The organism is uncultured Granulicatella sp. (assembly GCF_938030755.1).
Classification (GTDB): domain Bacteria; phylum Bacillota; class Bacilli; order Lactobacillales; family Aerococcaceae; genus Granulicatella.
In genome coordinates this window covers 60,817-81,253 of the sequence record NZ_CALHIF010000022.1, presented here as the reverse complement: position 1 = coordinate 81,253, position 20,437 = coordinate 60,817, and the positions used below count along the sequence as shown (strand labels likewise).

General features: G+C 37.3%; 17 protein-coding genes. 2 read left to right on the top strand and 15 right to left on the bottom strand.

Going from position 1 to position 20,437, the window contains the following annotated elements; translation table 11 throughout:
• Window positions 1-244: 244 nt before the first annotated feature.
• From Q0594_RS02615 to coaA, 15 genes are all read right to left on the bottom strand, one after another.
• The gene (locus Q0594_RS02615) at window positions 245-2,635 is read right to left on the bottom strand and encodes a hypothetical protein (RefSeq protein ID WP_298729467.1); all 2,391 of its coding nucleotides are present in this window, start codon (window positions 2,633-2,635) and stop codon (window positions 245-247) included.
• 3 nt (window positions 2,636-2,638) lie between these two features.
• On the bottom strand, window positions 2,639-3,013 hold the full coding sequence (locus tag Q0594_RS02610; protein WP_298729466.1) for a hypothetical protein: 375 nt from the start codon (window positions 3,011-3,013) through the stop codon (window positions 2,639-2,641).
• Window positions 3,014-3,026: 13 nt separating this feature from the next.
• The gene (gene essC / locus Q0594_RS02605) at window positions 3,027-7,418 is read right to left on the bottom strand and encodes a type VII secretion protein EssC (protein ID WP_298729465.1); all 4,392 of its coding nucleotides are present in this window, start codon (window positions 7,416-7,418) and stop codon (window positions 3,027-3,029) included.
• Between the two features lie 14 nt (window positions 7,419-7,432).
• Complete coding sequence (gene essB / locus Q0594_RS02600) at window positions 7,433-8,554, bottom strand: type VII secretion protein EssB (protein ID WP_298729464.1); 1,122 nt, start codon at window positions 8,552-8,554, stop codon at window positions 7,433-7,435.
• 17 nt (window positions 8,555-8,571) lie between these two features.
• Complete coding sequence (locus Q0594_RS02595; protein ID WP_070436927.1) at window positions 8,572-8,826, bottom strand: hypothetical protein; 255 nt, start codon at window positions 8,824-8,826, stop codon at window positions 8,572-8,574.
• Window positions 8,819-9,280: a hypothetical protein gene (locus tag Q0594_RS02590; RefSeq protein ID WP_298729463.1), complete on the bottom strand. Its 462-nt coding sequence runs from the start codon at window positions 9,278-9,280 to the stop codon at window positions 8,819-8,821. Before Q0594_RS02590 ends, Q0594_RS02595 begins: the two co-directional genes overlap by 8 nt.
• A gap of 3 nt (window positions 9,281-9,283) precedes the next feature.
• Entirely contained in the window at window positions 9,284-12,517 is a 3,234-nt protein-coding gene (gene esaA, locus Q0594_RS02585) for a type VII secretion protein EsaA (protein ID WP_298729462.1), read from the bottom strand.
• A 76-nt stretch (window positions 12,518-12,593) separates the two neighbouring features.
• Window positions 12,594-12,887, bottom strand: coding sequence for a WXG100 family type VII secretion target (locus tag Q0594_RS02580; RefSeq protein WP_005606495.1), 294 nt, complete (start codon window positions 12,885-12,887; stop codon window positions 12,594-12,596).
• A gap of 118 nt (window positions 12,888-13,005) precedes the next feature.
• Window positions 13,006-13,305 (bottom strand): DUF4176 domain-containing protein, encoded by a 300-nt coding sequence (locus Q0594_RS02575; protein WP_298729461.1) that lies wholly within the window; start codon window positions 13,303-13,305, stop codon window positions 13,006-13,008.
• A 239-nt stretch (window positions 13,306-13,544) separates the two neighbouring features.
• Window positions 13,545-14,204 carry a hypothetical protein gene (locus tag Q0594_RS02570; protein WP_298729460.1) on the bottom strand — a complete coding sequence of 220 codons (660 nt, stop codon included), beginning with the start codon at window positions 14,202-14,204 and terminating at the stop codon, window positions 13,545-13,547.
• Between the two features lie 3 nt (window positions 14,205-14,207).
• A complete protein-coding gene (locus tag Q0594_RS02565; protein WP_298729459.1) occupies window positions 14,208-15,719 on the bottom strand; it encodes a hypothetical protein in 1,512 nt (503 codons plus the stop codon).
• Window positions 15,709-16,044, bottom strand: coding sequence for a hypothetical protein (locus Q0594_RS02560; protein WP_298729458.1), 336 nt, complete (start codon window positions 16,042-16,044; stop codon window positions 15,709-15,711). Before Q0594_RS02560 ends, Q0594_RS02565 begins: the two co-directional genes overlap by 11 nt.
• The gene (locus tag Q0594_RS02555; protein WP_298729469.1) at window positions 16,037-16,276 is read right to left on the bottom strand and encodes a TIGR04197 family type VII secretion effector; all 240 of its coding nucleotides are present in this window, start codon (window positions 16,274-16,276) and stop codon (window positions 16,037-16,039) included. Before Q0594_RS02555 ends, Q0594_RS02560 begins: the two co-directional genes overlap by 8 nt.
• 224 nt (window positions 16,277-16,500) lie before the next feature.
• Complete coding sequence (locus tag Q0594_RS02550; protein ID WP_298729457.1) at window positions 16,501-17,007, bottom strand: isoprenylcysteine carboxylmethyltransferase family protein; 507 nt, start codon at window positions 17,005-17,007, stop codon at window positions 16,501-16,503.
• Between the two features lie 334 nt (window positions 17,008-17,341).
• A complete protein-coding gene (gene coaA / locus Q0594_RS02545) occupies window positions 17,342-18,265 on the bottom strand; it encodes a type I pantothenate kinase (RefSeq protein WP_298729456.1) in 924 nt (307 codons plus the stop codon).
• 177 nt (window positions 18,266-18,442) lie between these two features.
• On the opposite strand from coaA, the gene mvk reads away from it, so the two are divergent.
• Together mvk and mvaD are read left to right on the top strand one after the other, a co-directional pair.
• A complete protein-coding gene (gene mvk, locus Q0594_RS02540) occupies window positions 18,443-19,414 on the top strand; it encodes a mevalonate kinase (protein ID WP_298729455.1) in 972 nt (323 codons plus the stop codon).
• Entirely contained in the window at window positions 19,414-20,436 is a 1,023-nt protein-coding gene (gene mvaD, locus Q0594_RS02535) for a diphosphomevalonate decarboxylase (protein WP_298729468.1), read from the top strand. The genes mvk and mvaD overlap by 1 nt, the downstream gene beginning before the upstream one ends.
• The last annotated feature ends 1 nt before the right edge of the window (window position 20,437 follow it).

Here is a 20,437-nt window from a genome sequence, read left to right as displayed (position 1 = left end):
TAATTATTTTCCTGTCTACTTGACAGGGTGCACTTCAAAGTGAATTTCGGGATCTTTTATATACTGTAGAAAAGTTTATAATATAGAACTAAAAAATCGAATGTATCAAAAATGATACATTTGCATTTTTTGGTTAATTCCAAAACCAATAAAAAACTATCGTTACGGTTCTAATCAGCTCTTGATAAATAAAAAAAGAAGGAATTAAACATATCGCTTAATTCCTTCCTTGTAATTAGTTTTGCTAATTTAAAGTAAAAGTCGCTTCGGTATTTGGACCCGCGCTTGAGGCTACGTATTCACTATATTCATTATCTCCGAAACAGTCATTCACAAATCGTACGTAGTATCTAATCAGTTGATGTGTTTGGGATAGTTTCGCTTTCAATGTAGAAATTGCACTAGCTTGCATCCCCTCTGCCTCCATCACTTGAATCACATGATTTAACTCTTGCCCAAGTCGATTCGCAATAGCAGCCACCAGCTTCTGACCTTTCACAATCTCATCCAAATCAAAGGCACGGTAAACACCCTCTTCAATAATTGGTTTCAATTGAGGTTCAAGAAGAGCCAACGAATTTTTAACATCTCGAATTTGCCAAATAACATTTTCAACCCTACTGATTGCCGGAATAATAATTGTTTGTAATTGATTTATATTCTCCCGTGTTTTGTATGGATATAGGTATTTCAATTTGCCCCAATATGTTACAGGATATGTTTTTTTCTCGGTGTTCTTACCATTAACAATTTCATAAGTAATCTGTTCTTCTTTTACATAAATACTTAATTCAAAATTACTAGTAATATCTGAAACAGCCCGTTCTAAATCATCTTTAAAAGAAAGAAAATCTCGAAGTCCTTCATCAAATTTTTTCAATGATTGTTGATAGACTTCTGAAACTGTTTTTGCATATTCTGAACTACGTTTTTCAACTTGTCGATCAAAGGCTTGAAGAACATCCTTAACATCATCAAATATCCCATCTCTATTTAAATACGCTTGATAGTTTAAAGGAAGAGTTCCTTTAATGAACGGAAGCGAATATTTCCCTTCTGACAGTTGTTCTCCCAACCATGAATCCACCTGCTCAAAATTATCAGCAATCCCGCCGATTAATTCTGTAATATTAAAAATACAATGAGCCAATTCATCAGTATTTCGCATAATCACTTCCAATACAGTTGCCAATGACTCACTTATTCCATCCTTTTTCCCTTCTCTCAAGCCTTCACCTTCAAATAACTCATCACTCTTCTTTAATAAAGTTTGGGTCTCTTCCTCAATAACTTCCCAAGATTTTAAAAGGGTAGGAGTTCCTCCGTTTAAAAACGAACTTATAGTCCACGTTTTCTCTTTATTAACTCTCTCAACTAAAGGGTCACAAGCATATCTCAACGTCGCTAATTGCGTATTGCAGACAGTGACATTCAAATCTCCATCATTAAGTATTGGTGTTTGTCTGGAATTAAAATGATACATCTCTAATTCTGAGTAAGTCATTCCCTCTTCTAACACTCCGTGATTTTTCATAATCACGCCCACGCTATCCTGGAGTTTAAATAATACGGATGCTAATCCTGCTTCTTTAAAAACATTCTTAATAGATTCTGTAACTTTTTCTTTCCGTTTATCGAAGCTCTCACTAATCTGATGATTCTTTTTGGAACTTGCTTTAAGAATTTTCTGAATATAAGATAAATCAACTATCCTTTTTTCTAGGTTAGATTGAAGAGAACGTAATATTCCTGGATTTACTTGAATCTTATCTCCGCTACTAATCCAGTTTTCATCCGCGCTTAGTAAATCCCTTGGTTTAGGATCAATTCCTTTAACATGAAAATCAACCGTTCCATCTCCATCTATATCAATATCTTTCTTTACAGTCCCCCAGACAACATCTCCATTACCATAAATAATCCGTTGAAACTGATCGAATTGCAAATACGTTAAATTATGTGTATATAAATCAAATCCATAGTCCAGATGTATCCCAGTAACCGTTGCATTCCCCGTAATCCCACCGATATAATCATAATTACCTCGATAATTCTTAAATTGTTCAGGATGAGCTCTCATATACGCGAGTTCTTCAGGAGTTATCATATTATGAATATCCGGACCATGAGAACCCATATTGTCCCATCCATTTTTCAATGCAACAAACATTGCAAGAGATTCTCCTAACGAATGCCCTGTTGTAGTAATTTGTGAATTACGAAATTGTTTACGAATTTCTTCTGCAAAACGAAGAGCAGAGACTGCTTGCGATTCAACTACTTTGCCTCTATTATTTGAGTCTACATAAGCCATCCGATCGGTATTACCATAGCCTATCATCTGTATATCAGTTGCTCTGTCTCTATTATCATCAAAGTTAGTCCCCGCATATGTGATGATAATTTGAGAATAATCTGGTTGCCCATCAGCCCCAATGGGAGCAACCGCCATCGCTTGCATCCCATTTTCTTGGTTGTCTTCGACTTTTAAGACTTGAAAACTACCTAGATATGGTTTTTTATCCTCAAAACTTAGTATTTTATTTTCAATTAACCTTTTATCTTTATCTGCCCTGGAAGAATCCAATAAGTATACTTGGTCAGAAACATATCTGTTTTGTTCTTCAGTTAACATTATCTACTCTCCTAGATATTTTATTTTAATATTAGATATAGATATATCTCCCGTAATTTTTTCAGCTCTTTCAATATCATCATATTCTCCAATCGGATTCAGAACTAACTCCAAGTCCACACTATCCAACTCTTTCTTATCTTCTATTATCATCGTTACCTCTTTTGAATCATCATCATCTAGTTTTAGTTGTAAAATATAGCTGCCTGTACTCCAGTTTTTTGTAAACCGCAGAAATTCAACTTCACTAATATCATATCTCCGCGCAATTCTAGTCACAACATTATTCTGTTGTTCCTTCGTGATTGTTGGTCTTGAGCACTGTACTACTGCAAAGATACCTATCACTATAGCTATGAATATAAATATCTTCTTCATCCTTCCGCCTCCTTTATTCTTCTATACTCATTAATTGTACAAATTCATAACCTTCTGCATCAACAATATAACCTTCGTTTGGACGTGGAGATTTTTCGTTTGAGATATACGGGAAGCGAACATATTCTTGGTCGCTGATACGCATTCCCATGAACACCTGCGTTGTCAATTGTCTGTGTAAGGTTACAAGCGTTGAGTAATTCGTCATTAGGTCTTTATAGTTCCCCACAAATACTGGCGTAATGCCATACTTAGGTCCTTCTAACAGAAGCTCTTTAAACTGATTTTCTGTAATGTTGAGACTTTGTCCAAGGATTTGGATGTCTGGAATGATAATGAGTGATTGAGTATACTCACCAGGTTGCGTCATCCGTTCCTTCAAGTTGTCTAAGATGATATTCATTCCCTCTTTAGCACTCAGTGTATCGCTGAAACGATGCGCTTCTTTAAATTGATCTAATGGTACTAACCCTAATGGATCCACAATCACAACTTGAACAGGAGTCGTATATTGTTGCAATTGGTAAGCTAATACTTTGTAGAACTGAGTAACACTTCGAACATTATCACTGACTAACGAGATGGCTTTATCTAATGTAAATGCAGCCACTTCGACCATTTCTCTCGTTAACCCGAGTAATACTTGATGGTTTCGTTCTGATCGGTCTACTTGAGCTTCCACCATTTCCGGTGTCACCACTTCTGGCAACATTGGAATTGGTTGTGGTAATGCACCTGTCCAATAATGTGACATTTCTTGTGCTTCTGCTTTCACTTGCTGAATCATTGATGAATTATCTTCCACAGCATACGGCACACACACTTGGAATGAAACGACTGTGTCTTGCTTCATTAATCCGCGTCCACGGATATCCAAAAGCACTTGGTCTGTACGACCAACAATACTTGTAACATCGCTCTGTTCGAATAAGTAAAGCGCAATTTTTGTTTTAAAGTTTGCTTGTAATTGTACACGCATAGCATTGAAACGAGACATCGTTGTGATGAGATAGATTCCTAGAGAGGCCCCCTCACGCGCTAGAATATTAACGGTTTCGTTAAACGCTTCGCTGAAAGTAGCATCACACACTCCGTCAAAACTATCGATTGCAATAAATAGTGAAGGGAATGGTGTTGCGGCGTCTCTGTTGTATTGTTGCATATTACTTGAACGCGCCTCACTAAGAGCGGCCTTTCTTACCTTCACTTCTTTTTGAAGACGTCGTAATGACTTCATCACTTTCTCATTATCATCTGCTGTAAAGTAGTCCGCCACATGTGGAAAATCTACTAAAGAAATTAATCCACTCGTTCCAAAGTCATATAAATATATATGCGATTGCTCTGGCGTTGTTTTACGCATTACATCAATCAATGCATTTTGAATAAAGGTAGATTTCCCATAACCTGGACTTCCAACAACCAGAATATGGCCACAATCGTTGAAGTCAACTGTCAGCGGTAATTGCGCTTGTTGTTCAGGAATATCTTGATATCCCAATAAAAACTCAGGGTGTTTATCGGCTCCCCAATAATGTTTAAATTGAATATCTTGGATATCTTCCGCCGCTATTCTCTCTTTTAACGGTGGAAGCCACGGACTTGCGACTTTTGGAAGGTGAAGCGATTCGAATACACGCTTCGCTTCTTGAACGACCGCATCCAGTTGCGTTGGCAATCGTTTCTGATTGCCGCTATCATCTAATCCACTTAAGTCTTTATTGATTGCTTCATACTGGCCATTATCTTTAATGGCATACACTGTCGTATCTCGATGTGTAGAACGTACCGCTTCTGGTTCATAATCGGCTCCACTCCAAGCACTTTGGAATAATTCATAGATTTCATTATTCCCAACTTGCAGGTATCCACGACCCGTTTGTGTAATTTCTGCAGCATCTGGCGTTTTAATAATTTCACGCGAATCGGCTACATCTTGTACTTTCAACGCAATCTTAAATTTCGAGTTAGACCAGATTTGATCATCCACTACGCCGCTTGGTTTTTGAGTTGCTAAAATCAAGTGAATTCCGAGCGAACGTCCGATACGTGCAGCGGATACTAACTCTTTCATGAAGTCCGGTTGGTTCGTTTTCAATTCTGCAAACTCATCCGAAATCAAGAATAAATGAGGCATTGGCTCAGTGGCTACACCCTCTTTAAATAATTTCATGTACTGATTAATATGGTTTACATCATATTCTGCAAATAATCGTTGACGTTTCTTCAATTCTGCTTGAATAGACACTAAGGCACGATTGGCTTGCGCTACATCTAAGTTGGTAATAGCCCCAACTAAGTGCGGTAAGTCTGCAAATAGGTTCGCCATCCCTCCACCTTTGTAGTCAATCAAGAGAAATGCCACTTCATATGGATGGAAATTCACCGCTAATGAAGCAATATACGACTGTAAGGTTTCAGATTTCCCTGATCCTGTTGTCCCTGCCATTAGTCCGTGAGGTCCATGCGCTTTTTCATGTAAATTCAACATTAATAATTCATCACGGCCACGTAGCCCTAATGGTACCGCCATTGTTTGATACGTATCATTCGTTGCCCAACGATAGTTCATATCTAATGCTTCTACAGAATCTACACCATACATTTCTAAGAATGTGACACTATCTGGAATCGCGTTTCGTAATGTTTGAACATGCGTCACTTGAGCCAAGTCTCTTGCGAATTGTTCTTTGGCTTCAGTGGATAACTTCTCAAACGTCACAAACGGTTTATCCATATATTCGCCATTATGCAGGCGTAATGTTCCTTGACGATTTCCTTTGAAATCCACAACCGTTTTTACATGTTCTGGTAGGCTTTCAATCACATCTTCTACAAAAAGATAGCTAATTCCAAGGTGTGATAAATCTTCATTAATAAACTCCATAATATTATGGTCTAGCATTAGAGATAAATCCGTAATCACAAATACGTAATGAGGAGTAAATGTGAGTTGCTTATTAGTTCCTGCCTGTTCAGCCGCTTGTTTGCGTTCTTTGATCATTTGATAGAGAGACGTTAACAATTGATCACGACTACGTTGATGGTATACAAAACTACGGCAATTAAACTGTTGGAGTTTCATATGCGGTAACCAACGACTCCATTCCCATAGCGGAAGTTCTTCTTCACGAAACACTGGAACAAATTGCACATCATGGTAACTATGGAAAGTAGCTAATTGCATCATCGCTTGTTGCACTTGCTCAATGACTGTTCGACGCGAACCGATATACCCTGTAGGAGCTGATAATAAATCATTAGTAATGGGTAGATTTTCTAAGAATTGATAATGAGCCACTAATTCCGTTACTTGTTCACTGATGGCTTCATTATATTCTGTTAACTCAGATTTCTTATAATCGATTTTAAAGCTAGGAATGATCCTTCCTGTCCCTAGACGGTACGTTAGAAAATCAAAGTGATGAGGTGTCTTTTCATAGAGACGTCTATCAGTATTTTTGGCCATTTCCATGACCTTCTCCATACTTGGATAATGATAATTCAACGCTTCTTCCTGCTCTTTAGATAAATCATAAAGCTCTTTATATTTCTCATTCAAATACGCTTTATAGTTTTCCATCTTTTTAGCTTTCAGACGTTTATTTTGTTTTTTATCTGAGAAGAAACTATGGACCGAGGTGATTAAAGTAATCACCGACATCCCCATCATCATAATCATCATACCGCCATTTCCTGTAAGAAAATGCGTTGCGACCGTTAGCCCAATCATCGCAAGTGGCATGATAATTAATTTTAATAGCGATTGCTTCTGCATATTATCCTCAGTTGGAGGCGCTAAGATGCTCACCACATCATCTGGCTCACGTAAAATGAAACGAGGGGAACGGTGGAAATCACTGAATTTATCTTCCCCGTTCTCTTCAAAGTCCAATTGTATTAATTCTGATTCAATAGGATGAATACTAGCTATGAGAACACGTTGTCCATCCATTTTGACAAAATACCCACTTGATGAAAATACACTGTCTCCTTCACTCATATGAATGGACGCGTTCACTTTTTGCCCATTTAAGAAGATAGGTTTTGAAGTTACAATTTCATATCCAGTAGGGATTTGTCGGATTAATAACTCATCACTTTCCTCGATTCGAACTGTATGAATAGCCTCTGGTCCAATCGTAATAGGCACGTTCGTCATTAATGTTTGTAACGTGTATTCAAACACAAATAATTCTGCATGTACGTCATCACTCAAAGAAATTGCATGCTTCCCGTAAGAATACGTTTCATGATTATACGTCACTAGTCCATTCTTGACGGTTAGTTTATCCGCATAAGGATTTTTGATGACAATATCATCATTCATAAAAGCACCTACACGGTAGGGTCTTTCCTGTGAAATGTCGTATATCGTATCTTTTAGTTTAATTAAACAAATCATCTTACTCCTCCGTGTTAGTTTTCTTTCGTTTTTTGTTGTGTTGGTAAATATTGTTTTTTGAGTTCTTCTAACTTACCTTTATAACGATTAATTTCTTCCGTTCTTTTTTCAGAAGTTAAACTTGGATCTCGTTGGATATCATCGATTTTCTTCGTCAAACCGTACATTAATAATTGCGGATCATCTAAATAACTCGCAATATCCATTGCTTCATCAATCTTATTCTGACCGATAAGAACCCAATAACGTAGATAGTCTTCATTCGTTTGAGTCGTAATTTTCCCTAGCATTGTTTTTTGAGCGTCCGTTAACGGTTCGGTCATTATTACAGAGTACGCAACGATATACTTGTCTTCTGGCGATAAGCTTTTACTATCCATATTTTTAACGGAAGATACTACCTTAGAATAGTCTTTTTGGATAAAGGATAAGCGTACATTCGCAATCGTTTGCTGTTGTGGTTGAGTCACGAACATGTGATATCCTAAAAGACTGGCAAAGATTACCGATAATACTCCAAATAGAATCCCTGTTAATTTCCATGTGAATAATCTCTTACGAGGGACACGCACCATTTCTTTTGCCACGCGTTGCTTTTCATACTCCAAGTGCTCATTTAGTAAACTTACAACCTCCTCTATGGTTTCTGCAGAGAGGATACTCTCAGTAAATTTATGTCCTTTATAAAATTCGAGTTTGCCTTGTGCGAGTTCTTCATACTTTGCTTTTGTATCTAAGACAGAAATAATCATAGATTTATAATGTTTTAAGAAAGTTGCTCCCGTTATTTCTTCATAGGGAGGAACTTGACCTTTGACCCCACGGAAGATGAGTTTCGCAATCCCATTTTGAGTGAACACAAGATTATCAGGGGTTAAAGAATACGTGTAGGCACTTGTTTTTAGTGCTTCAAACAAGTGACCAATATTCATTAGATACCGTAGTTGTTCTTCTAAAGGAAGTTGATATACTACACCATAATCTTGAACGATATCTGTTTCAGCATGAAACAGATAGGCGCTTTCTGTTTCTTCAATTTGTAGAGATACTGCTTCTGGAATGCTCACTTCTAATAATGTTAAAGCCAATGCAATATTGCCTTTAAATTCTTCTTTCGTTACTTCAAGAGTTTTCAATTTCGTTCGCTCGCTTTCTATAATGTTTCAACCATCAGTTGGATTCCGTCATGTAAATAGTTCACATCTTCAATTCTTTGTAAAGCTGTTAATACAATTCCTTTTTCATGAATGCGGACACTTGGAGTATTAACCTCAAACGCTAACTGATAGGCATCCTTCACAATATTTAATAATTCCTTCATACTTATTCCTACTGGGATTCGAAGATCATATTTCCCATAGGCAAACTTTTCTAAATTCAATGTGATATTAATATAGGTATTACGCATGATGAGTTTTCCTTTTCTTCAAAAATTGATAAACCGAAACACCACTAACCAAAAATCCCAAACCAATGAACGCTATCACAAACCACGGTGACTCTTTTTGAGGAGGCCGTAATGTCACTCCTTTAGAAGGAGATGCTGTGCTCTGTGTAAGAAAGAATTGAGTAGTATCTATTGGATTTAATTTTTGTGGGGTTGTCGATAAAAAAAGAAGAGTATTATCTTCTGTTCCAGATAATGACTCTTCTGCCTGTTGTTTTGAAATCATTTGAGACAAAGAGGCATCAAACAGTTGTTTTAACAAAACGTCTTGTTCAAAATATGTCTTCTCTGTTACTTGTGGTGTGACAGGTACATCAACATTAATTTTTAATGACCCTGTTTCTGCCCAAACTTTGCCCGTGAGGACAACTATCATGCCAAGTGTTAACAATAGCACTCGACTGATTATTTTCATTGTCTACTCCTTTATTGTTTGATTATTTTTTCTATAAAATAACATACTACCTACAAATCCTAAAATTCCAACAAGAGAAATAATAAGAACTGAAATCCATGAGGTAGGTTGTTGATTAATAACCGTATGCAGCATTTCTTCTGCAGATATAAATGGTGTGAGATACGTTAAGAGTGGCGAAACACTACCATAGTACGTATCAAACAATTGCCCTAGTGAAATTACATAGATTACAACAAAAGCTAAACTTACTAATAAGCCATAAGCTTTTAACCATGTCATCAGTGCATGATGCATAAATATGATACTTACACCAATAACAAGGGACACACCGCAGAGTACAAATAATTGGTCTGCTGGAAGGTTCAACTTCATCCCTACCACAACACTTACAAATAGTCCGATAAGTGCTCCGATACCGGCTAACAACGCTAACGGTAGGAAGTTAACTGTAGGTTGATTCGATAGGTACTTGTTAGTTTCGAGAATTTGCCAATTACCATGTTGTAACATATAGACAAACGCTAAGGTCATTACAGCAATAATCAGCACCATTAATACACCCGTTCTGTTATCAGTTTGTTGACGAGAATTGCTAGAAGAACGAACATCCGCCATTGAACCATCTACTGGATGTGACAAATAGTCATATACTACCGTATTAGCCGTATTTCCTGACTGAGTATTTGACATTACTTGAGTAAATTCTTTTAAGAATGAACTGTTTGATTCATACTCTTTTGCCATCACTTCATCCATTGTTGCTACGGAATTTTTATACTCAGTCCCTTTATTCTCTAGCGATTTCACATCTTCATTTAATCGATTATATTCTTGACGAATAGTGGTCGCAATTTGCTGATGATTCTTCGTGTTATCCATTAACGAACGACTAGCCTGCATTAGTGTAGCTAAATCTTTGTTAATCGCTAATCCCACATTCGTTAAATCCGTGTTATCTCGTTTTTCAGAATCTACAAAAATCGGTTTACTTTCAAGAGTTTCTTTAACTTTTTGAGTTTGTGCTACAGCCTTTGTTAATTCTGCGTTGACATCCCTCATTAATTTTTGATAGGCGTCTATATTATTTTTTAAAGCCTGAACATCTGTTGATAATGCACTTGTTTCCGTTGTAAATTCTGATGGAATTACTAATTTATCTTTTACATCATTCGTAAGAGTATTCGTTACTAAATCAACTAACACTTCATCCAGTCTATCTAACGCTAACTGTGCATATAAAGAATCCGAAGCTGGTTGTTTTGGATCTGCCTGTCTATTGGAATATAATTCAACTCCATAGACCGCCTTCACCTGTCCAGCAAACTCAAGGTATGATTTAACATCATTAAATACAGCTGAAGAAATCTCCCCTAAAAACTGCTTAGAATCCGTAAATACTGTTCTCGTATCACTCTCCGAATAGATTCTTTGAATGGCTTGTTCGCTAGCATTTACAGTCACACTATTTTCATCTAAAGCATTTAATGAGTTGAATTTTTGCGGAGTTGCTGCCCCAGATTCTTGATACGTATTAAAAGCCTGAATAACTTTATTGGATTGTTTAATACTTTCATTGAGTTTAGAAACATTGCTCAACAATGCTTGTTTTTGAGCATCACTCAAGTGAGCGATCGATTCTTCTGTTATCACCTTAACATTCGAAGCAATTGGAGCGAACCATCCAGTTTCTGAAATCGACTCATTTTTATGTTTCAACTCATACGCAACTCTTAATTGTTTTGCAGAAGAATTGAATCCTGAAGTTACCTCAACGGATGCCCCATTCTGAGTAAATGAAACATTTTGCCCATCAATCGTTAGGCTTTGTAAGGTATAGTGACTATCCACTGTAAATACTATTTTTTTCACTTTTCCAGCGATTTCACTGATTGTCATTGCTCCAGAGATTGGCTTATTCTTGATTTCATTCTGTTTCGTATTTACAAACTCATCCTTACGACTCGTTTGAACGGTCGCACTAGGATTAACTTTTTGAACAAAATGAACCGTATTTTTCAAAAATTGCTTATCTGCTTCTGGTAAAGCCATCCGGTCAATCGTAGCATCATCGTAAAGTGAAATCTGCTTTGCGCTAGAAATGACTTGTTTGTCAATATTGTTACGAAGCTCTGATACCATTAAACCTAATGTCTTTTTCGTTTGATTACTATTATCTGACAACGATTCCGCTACAGCTTGTTTAATCTTTTCTTTGTAAGTAGTTGATAAATAAGTGCTAATTTCTTCATTTCTCTTTTTGATATCTGTAAGAAAATCGTTTAAGCGTTGATTTAGCTGATTAGAATTCTCTAGAATCTTTGTTAAATCTTGGCTATTATTCAAACTTGGTAAATCTTTGGAATTAATATCTTGCATAACCTTTAAAGGATCATTCACTGTCAAACTAGAAATTCCTTTATCATATACCGCTAATTCATTTTCACGTTTTAAAACAGACTGTGTCCAAGCGTCTTGAAGTTGCTTAATTCTAGCGATTTCTTCATCGTAAGTCTTATTAACAGAAATAATTTGTGTAAAAGAAGTATTCGTATTTTGGATGACGGTATTAAAGTTCTCCATTACTTCTGTTGCATTTTTCGAAGAATTGGATAATCCTGTGAATTGTTGAGAATACTGTGTCAAAGGATTCAAAAGGGTATCTTCGAACTGGCTTACTGTATCTCCTTGATTTTTAACAACTCCCATCACCTGATTCTGAGCAGTCTTTAAATTAGCAATGACACTACTAAAATAGATTCGAATCATATCCTGATTAAATGCTTGCTTCAAATCAGATACTGCTTGTTCCGCCTGTTTCACTAACACTTGCTTATCCGCATTAACTTTATATTGAAACAATGCGCGTTTTGGTGCGGTCTCTTCTAAAGAAAGTGCGTCTTGAGAAAAATGACTTGGCATAATCACCATCACCTGGTAATTACCGTTTTCTAATCCTTTTTCTGCTGTTGAGCGAGAAACAGTTTCCACTTTATAAGGAGTTGTTTTGGCAAATGAGTCAATGAGGACATTGGCCATTGACACTTGATCTCCATTGTATGTCGTCCCACTGTCTTCATTCACGATAGCTATCGAAACATCATTTTTTGCAGATGAATGTTCTTGAGTGGACGATGTTCTAGAAGTGTTTTGTGGCTTTACAATCCCAGCTAGAGCTAATAACAATACTAATACTAAAAGAACCCCTGAAAATAGGAACACTTTTTTATGTTTCATAATCTTCTCCCTTATTATTTTTTAAATAGAAAAAGGTGGGATCTTCTCCCACCTTCAAGGATAGATGGTCTATCCATTAATTTAAGCCAAATTTTTGAGATAATGCTTGGTCGTGTTCTTCCATCGCACGAGCAGCACTTACTAATTGTAAATTGATTTGTTCTAATAATTCAGCGAATTCTCTTACTTTTGGTTTTAGTTCATTGAATTGACGATCAAAACCTTGGAAAGCTTGACCTTCCCATTCTGATGCCAATGTTTGTTGTAAACCAGTTAAGTTTGATAAAATGCTATTCACTTCGTTTGAAGCTTTATTATATTCACGTGCACGTGTTTGTAACGTTTCTGGTGATACTCTAATTTGTCCCATAATCTTGAACTCCTTAAAATTAAATTTTTGTTACATTTATACGTCGATAGTAGCATATTCATAAATATTTAGCAATATATAAATGAATATTTCATGACGTATATCAATGTTATTTCTATTAATGTGTTTTTCCTATTTTTAAATTCGCTTTGTTTTCTTCAAACCATTTTTTATATAATTCTACAAAACGTTCTTCATCCAAATCTGTATATCCATGAAATACTACTTTATCAATGTCTTCTTGATTAAAGTAGAAGATCTGTTCCGGATTTAATCCAACAGGATATGCAGCTCCTGAATATCCAAAAAATACAACTTCGTTATCTTGTTGTAATTGGCAACCTCTACTTAAAATCATCACTTTTTGCTGACCTTCTTTTAAATAGATAATAGATCCAATTGGTAATACTTCATTCATTATTTAACCTCCTCGATAATTAATAAAAGTTATAGAGAGCATCTTACAGTAAAATGTCAAACTTAAAAATATATCTGTAACTTAAACAGGTAATTAAAATAGTCTCCTCTTAGTACGAAACCGTTTTATTTAATTAGAAAATATCATAACTGCTACGCCTAGCACTATCATGAAAACGAGTTTACATCTTCTCGCTATAATTATAAACCATCGATCCTAATACGGTTGTTTAAACTTTTTTATATTTTTTCTTTTATTGATACAAGCTGCATTCTCTTTCGATTATAGTTTTGGTCGATTGGAGCCATCCCTAGCCAAAAAACAAAAAGAAGATGCGCTAATATTGTGATAGGAACTAAAAGAATGCCTTCTGTTCCGTTAGTAGATTTTAAAAAGAAATAGAAAATAATGGCTATTAGAAGAATCATAAACCAGTTTGAGTAGTCTCTCTTCTTCCAGTAGGTAAATTTAGCAATATATCGTTTAGCATTCGGCGAAACCCTATCTGCGACTTTCTTTTGAGCCAACTTAATATAGACTTTTGCAAGAATAAATGCGAGCGCAATCGACACCCCAAACATTATCCACTTCAAAAGTACTTGTTGATGAATATTGTACTTCAAGAAAACACCCTCTAGCACCTTGAAGAGTATCGTCGTTAACGGTTGTGTTACGGCTGCCACACCTAGAAACTTAGGTGACGGTTTAGTTTTAAATTCAAAATTCTGATCGTGATGGCCAAACTCCACCATTTCTACACTCACTTGCTTTGGAATAATCCCAAAACCATGGACATTTGGTGTAAGTGTACTCGTGTCCATGATGTATCTTTTCCCATTTGAGTCCGTCACGATTTTGTGACACGTAGACATCGAATCTTTAAAAGTTAATTTATTCATTTATTACCACCCAAAACTATAAATTAAATTTTGTAAATTATTTTCAACAGAATTACCGATAGCATCAAAAAAATCAGTAATTCCTTTTCCAATCGAATCAACATGATCCTTCATTTTTAGATAGTTATTTCTATAAGCATTCTCCACTAATGAAGTAACTAGAAAACCTGCTAAAATACTCCATCCTACAGGATGTGTTGCTAAATATTTAGTTGCAGTAAGCAGAATTTCAGGTGTCATAGCCGCATTTGATATCCAAGAAATACCCGCTTTTATTAAATTAACTCCTAAATTCGTCAATGTTGCTGTAGTCATCGTGTGAACTATCGCTGTTCCTATTTTTTCCTCTAAGGAATTTAGATACACGTCAATCCCTATAAATACAGATTTGAGCCACGAGATACTATACGTAAAAACTCTTCCTACATTGTCTCCAACATAATATCCTAAACTTTTTGCCACATTTGCAATAGAAATATCTACTTCACGAACAAATCCCTTCCCTATGTTTTTCAACATATACTTTACAAGATCTGATGTATATTTACTAGCGTCAAAAGTAATACTAATATCCTTAAATATATGGCTATTCATAGAGAAATTAAAATACTTCAAACCTTGAGGAATTGCAGTATTTAGTTGCTTTAATAAACTATTGATTACTTCTTCTACTGTAGTCCAGCCAAAAATAATAAATTTATCAATAGCCCACTTGACTATTTGATATTGTTGTATCAAATTGATACCTTCATTATAAAAAGCAACATTAGGATGCTCTTCCAAATAGCTTTTTAACCTTTCAACCTCGTCCTCAGACATATTTAACCCTTTTTTCATAATTTCGGCCATTTGAGCCAAATAATATGAAGAGTTTATCCAATGTTGATTGATTGATTCCATCCATGTTTCTATGGATTTTTCATTTAATAGATAACTACGACCAACTTCACTCCATGAATGAGTTGCTTCATTAATTCCTTTTTGAACCAATTGATAAAGTTCATCTGCTTTAGCAAACACTGCCCTTGAGTTGCTATTAAAAGCTCTTAATTTCGCTAGTTTTTCCTCAAACAATCGTTTGGTCTCTAGATGATTGTCTTCAATACGTTGTAAATTTCTTAAATAAGTTGCATTAGGATGCTCATTTCTAAACTCTAATGACATCAGATTTCTTGCTTGATTCGCAAAAATTTCAACGCGATTAATTTTATCCAAAAGTTCTGATTCTCGTAGATCAACCGTGTCTACTTCTTCTCGATATTTTTTAGTAAATGCTTCACAGCTTTCTTTAACAGCTTCATCCAATAACATACCTGCTTTAATAAGTGGTATTAAAATTTTCAGGGAATAGTTTTTCGCAGAGTCGTAAGTAACTCCAGATAAAAAAGGAGAGGAATTACTGAACTGGACCAAGGTCCCTTGTAAGTTATTATAATGGTTACTTCTTGATTTTATAATTGAGCTAACACTCTGATTTTGCCTATCAGAATCTCCAAGATACATATCAATGCTCATTCAAATCCTCCTTTTTATGATGTAATCGATCGAATTCTTCTTTTTCTAGTAAAAGCTTTTTCCGTTTGAATTCTAGTTCATTTTCAATGTCTGCTAATTGCTTTTTGACTACTTGGTTAAGCTGCTTTTGTTCCTCCATTAAGTTCTCAACTCGTTTGCTATCTCTAGACTCTTTCAGATATACCGTCATTTTTTCTAAAAATATCTGTGATTGTTTTGAGAATTCCAAAAACTCATCTTTTCGAACAGCGTTTTCTTTCGCTTCTATTTTAATCTGTTTCATTTCGGATGATAATTTTTCTTTTCTTTGACTCATTTCATCCATTTAATGTAAACTCCGTCTTTATAAATTCATTTCCTATTTTATCATCTACAGCTTTGAATTCTTTTGTTACGCTATTAAGATTTTTCGACATATCCGCAATAACCTGAGCAATCTTTTCAGATACCATTTTTGATTGATCAATCACTCGACTAGCTTCATTATTACCCGCCACAGTTGTACGATTATCTTTTACAATATTTGAGACACTTCTTAATGATTCACTCCTACTGATAATCCTGTAGAAATTTTGCCTTCCCCTGATAAGTCAACTTTTATTTCAACCATAATTATTCTCCCTGCCTCAATCCAATCTACTTTTCTATCACTCACAAAATATTGTTTACAGTATACTGTATTTCCTAGAAATTTACCCATATTTTTCATATTTAATTAAGGTACAAAAAACTAGCCAATAGACATGCTACTGGCTAGTTTCTACAAATATGTTTAGTTTGGTTACTTAATTTTCTTAATCGGAATCCATCGATTCACTCTCGCGCAATAGTCCTTATAGGCTTCTCCGTGCAGTTCGTAGAGCCATTTTTCATCGGTAATACGAATCACGACGGTTAATAACACCCACTGAATCGGAATCAGAATCAGCAACCACATATTATGCATGGTTAGGGTAATCCCGATGCTGCTGAGCCACCACGAAAAGTAAATTGGATTGCGAGTGCGCTCATAAATTCCAGTCGTTTTGAGTTCATTGCTTTGGATGCTCGTGCTAACACCTGATTTCACCCCGCTGAGCCACTGAATTCTCGCTGCAACGAGCATTAAGAGAATGCCTATCAGATAAAACAAATCTTTGTATTCACCCTTTAATAGTCCACTCTGGAGCACTGACTGACTCAGCAGTAAACCAGTCAAATTCAGCACAAGGATAGTTATGAATAGGTAAAGCGCTGCTCCATAAGTCGGTATTTTTTGATGTTTTTCTTGATCACTTTTTAAGTACATGTTCTCACCTCATTGTTAAAGAAACCATACTACAAGCTACAATTTTACACCTACATTTTACCACTACTATCTCGCGTTTTAAACAGTATTTTTAGCTTTTTATACCAATTTTTATAGCAATTACAGATGTACTCTTTCTTACGATTCCCCGTACTCTTACTAAGAATCCCGTACCGCTTCACCTACAAAAACAGAGAAATATGACTTTGTACAAATAGTCGAAGTCAACCTCGCAGAAATGGCGTGCGTTTCCCGAAACATCCGCACGACTCGTTCCGAGTCCCTTGCGTTGTTCCGGTCCAACGTTCCATTTCTGAGCGTTCGGTCTCGTATCCTAATATTTTTTAATTTGCACAAAATCTATGTGATGTCCCACTGTTTTATGTAGGATGAAGTCGGCGCGGGTTTTCGTTGGTAAGATGTAGTCCTTAAGGTTCTTCAGGTTAGTCTTCTTCCACACATCTTTCGCCATCGCAATCGCATCCGCACGATTCCCAATCGCATATTGATAGTAATAGTTATCCGGCTGAGATTTCGCACGGTCCATCAACAATTCGAAACGCTCCAAGTACCATTGCTCAATCAGTGTTGCATCGGCATCTACGAAAATCGACCAGTCGAAGAAATCACTCACGTAAATTTCACGATTTGGCGGTAGTTGTAACACATTAATCCCCTCAACAATCAAGATGTCGGGCGATTCAATTGTCTGCACTTCTCCTGGCACAATATCGTAAATCTCATGCGAATACACCGGTGCATCCACGCTTGGATTTCCAGTCTTCACTTCGAGTAAAAAATGAACGAGAGCTTCCATGTCGTAACTTTCCGGGAACCCTTTACGATCTAAGATTCCGCGATTAATCAGCTCCTGAGTCGGTAGTAAGAATCCGTCTGTCGTCATTAGAAACACGCGTTTATCCGGGTAGCGTTGTTGCAGCATCGTTTGCATCAAGCGGGCAGTCGTACTCTTCCCAACGGCTACACTCCCAGAAACCCCGATAATAAACGGCACAGTCTTCTTCTGTTGATTCAGAAACTGTTGCTCCTCAGTATGTAATTCAATATGTTTTTTAAAGTATACATCAAAATAATCCAGCATCGGCACATACACTTCTTGCACGTCTTGTAGGGAAATGCGGTCATTTAGTGACGTTAAGTGCTGTAACTCAGCGCTTGTCATCGTGAATGGATGCATGCCTTTATATTGGCTCCACTCACTTCTTTGAATCTGATAATACGTCTCGTTTTCTCTCAACGGATTCGTCTCCTTCAGTTACAGGTTTACTATTCTTGAATTGTACCATAAGTAGCACACTGTTTCTATGATTCGTTTCTTTATAATCTTAAGTTTTTCCCATGAAATCAGCATGCTTGTTTACGAAGGGGAACGAATCTAGTAGAATGTGAATGAAAACGAAGAAAGGGATGTCGTATGAAACTACAAAAGGGAACAGGTCTTGCCAATGGAAAAATCATTTTAGCCGGTGAACATGCCGTCGTCTACCATAAACCAGCTATTGCACTACCCATTAATGCGGTGTTTGTGAAAGCCGATATCGTCACTGCAATCAAAGGGCAAACAATCGAATGCGAGCTATACTCAGGGGACCTTCAAGGCATGCCTGCTTCAATGGCAGGATTGCAGTTTGCGATTCAAAAAGCATTTTTACTCGCCTCTTCAAAAGAAGTCACGAGTCATGCTTTTGTCCTCTCCATCGAGTCAACGATTCCAGCTGAAAGAGGCATGGGATCCAGTGCTGCAGTAAGCGTTGCGGTCGTGCGTGCCATTTTTGATTTTTTTAATACGTCTTTATCCGATGCCACTTTATGGGACATCGTTCAAGGCGCGGAAACCATTTCGCATGGCAATCCAAGCGGTGTCGATACAGCTACAACGAGTGGCACTCGTCCGGTCTTTTTCCAAAAGGAACAAGAACTTCAGACGCTTGAACTCGATATGCCAGCGTATCTCGTCATCGCAGATTCAGGTGTGACCGGGAATACAAAGCAAGCGGTCCATCATGTAAGTACTTTGCAAGAACGCATCATCGACCCTACCACTAACGAAACAGGTTCAGACGCGGTGCAATCGATTGGCGCCATCGTACAAGATACAAAGACCGCCATCGAAACCAAAGATCCTCTAAAGCTCGGCCAGCTAATGACTTCTAATCACGATCGTCTGAAAAAATTAGGGGTTTCTCATGATATCATTGAAGCCCTCGTCAGTACGGCCCACGAAAACCATGCACTCGGGGCAAAAGTCACAGGTGGTGGCCTAGGCGGTTGTATGATTGCCCTTGTAGCTACAGAGAACGACGCCCTTCATTTACAAGAACAATTCATGAAAAAAGGAGCGCAAGCGGTCTGGATTCAGTCGCTCGCCAAAAAGGAGAAGAGCTAATGACCACATCGATTGGAATGACGCGTGCGCATACGAATATCGCACTGATTAAATATTGGGGAAAAGAAAATAAAGAACTTTTCATTCCGATGAATAGTAGCCTCTCTTTAACCCTTGAAGCCTTTTATACCGATACAAAAGTCGAACTCAGCGATACGTTAACGGAAGACGAGTTCTATCTCAATGGCGCCAAACAAGACGAAGCGGCGACCGCTAAAATCACGCGCTTCTTAGACTTGTTCCGCGCTGAAACGGGAGACTCGCGTCGTGCTCGCGTCGAGAGCTTGAATTTTGTCCCAACTGCAGCAGGTCTTGCGAGCTCTGCTTCCGCCTTTGCGGCACTTGCTGGGGCGATGAACGAGGCAACCGGTCTTAACATGCCTGCTCAAAAACTATCGACTTACGCGCGTCGTGGAAGTGGCAGCGCTACTCGTAGTTTATTTGGCGGATTTGTCGAATGGAATAAAGGAGACTCCAACGAGAACAGTATGGCGATTCCCGTGGACGATGCGAAGTTTGACATCGGGATGATTATTATCGTCGTGAGTGCGGCCGAGAAGAAGATTTCAAGTCGTGCTGGCATGGAATTGACTGTTTCTACTTCACCATTTTATGAAGGTTGGGTCACTTCTGCGGCAACCGATTTAGCCGACATTAAAGAGGCCATCAAGGACCGCGACATTCATCGTATCGGCTCTATTGCGGAATTTAACGGCATGAAAATGCACGCTACGATGCTGGCAAGCAATCCTCCATTCTGTTATTTCGAACCGGAGAGTATTATCGCCCAACAAACCATTCGCACGATTCGAGAAAAACGAGGCATTCCGGCCTACTTCACGATGGATGCTGGTCCAAACGTTAAAGTCATCTGCAAGGCGAGTGATATACCTGCGATTCTGGAAGAGCTTGGCAAAGTATTCCCGAGTGAAAAACTCATTCCTACGCTTCCAGGAGAAGGCATTCGTACATTGACAGAAGACGAATGGAACGCTTCTCGTGCGACTTTTGAAGGGAAGTGAG

Coding starts and splice junctions, on each gene's coding strand:
- Q0594_RS02615 (WP_298729467.1), bottom strand. CDS start 2,635: ATGTTAACTGAAGAACAAAACAGATATGTTTCTGACCAAGTATACTTA.
- Q0594_RS02610 (WP_298729466.1), bottom strand. CDS start 3,013: ATGAAGAAGATATTTATATTCATAGCTATAGTGATAGGTATCTTTGCA.
- essC (WP_298729465.1), bottom strand. CDS start 7,418: ATGATTTGTTTAATTAAACTAAAAGATACGATATACGACATTTCACAG.
- Q0594_RS02595 (WP_070436927.1), bottom strand. CDS start 8,826: ATGCGTAATACCTATATTAATATCACATTGAATTTAGAAAAGTTTGCC.
- Q0594_RS02590 (WP_298729463.1), bottom strand. CDS start 9,280: ATGAAAATAATCAGTCGAGTGCTATTGTTAACACTTGGCATGATAGTT.
- esaA (WP_298729462.1), bottom strand. CDS start 12,517: ATGAAACATAAAAAAGTGTTCCTATTTTCAGGGGTTCTTTTAGTATTA.
- Q0594_RS02580 (WP_005606495.1), bottom strand. CDS start 12,887: ATGGGACAAATTAGAGTATCACCAGAAACGTTACAAACACGTGCACGT.
- Q0594_RS02575 (WP_298729461.1), bottom strand. CDS start 13,305: ATGAATGAAGTATTACCAATTGGATCTATTATCTATTTAAAAGAAGGT.
- Q0594_RS02570 (WP_298729460.1), bottom strand. CDS start 14,204: ATGAATAAATTAACTTTTAAAGATTCGATGTCTACGTGTCACAAAATC.
- Q0594_RS02565 (WP_298729459.1), bottom strand. CDS start 15,719: ATGAGCATTGATATGTATCTTGGAGATTCTGATAGGCAAAATCAGAGT.
- Q0594_RS02560 (WP_298729458.1), bottom strand. CDS start 16,044: ATGGATGAAATGAGTCAAAGAAAAGAAAAATTATCATCCGAAATGAAA.
- Q0594_RS02550 (WP_298729457.1), bottom strand. CDS start 17,007: ATGTACTTAAAAAGTGATCAAGAAAAACATCAAAAAATACCGACTTAT.
- mvk (WP_298729455.1), top strand. CDS start 18,443: ATGAAACTACAAAAGGGAACAGGTCTTGCCAATGGAAAAATCATTTTA.
- mvaD (WP_298729468.1), top strand. CDS start 19,414: ATGACCACATCGATTGGAATGACGCGTGCGCATACGAATATCGCACTG.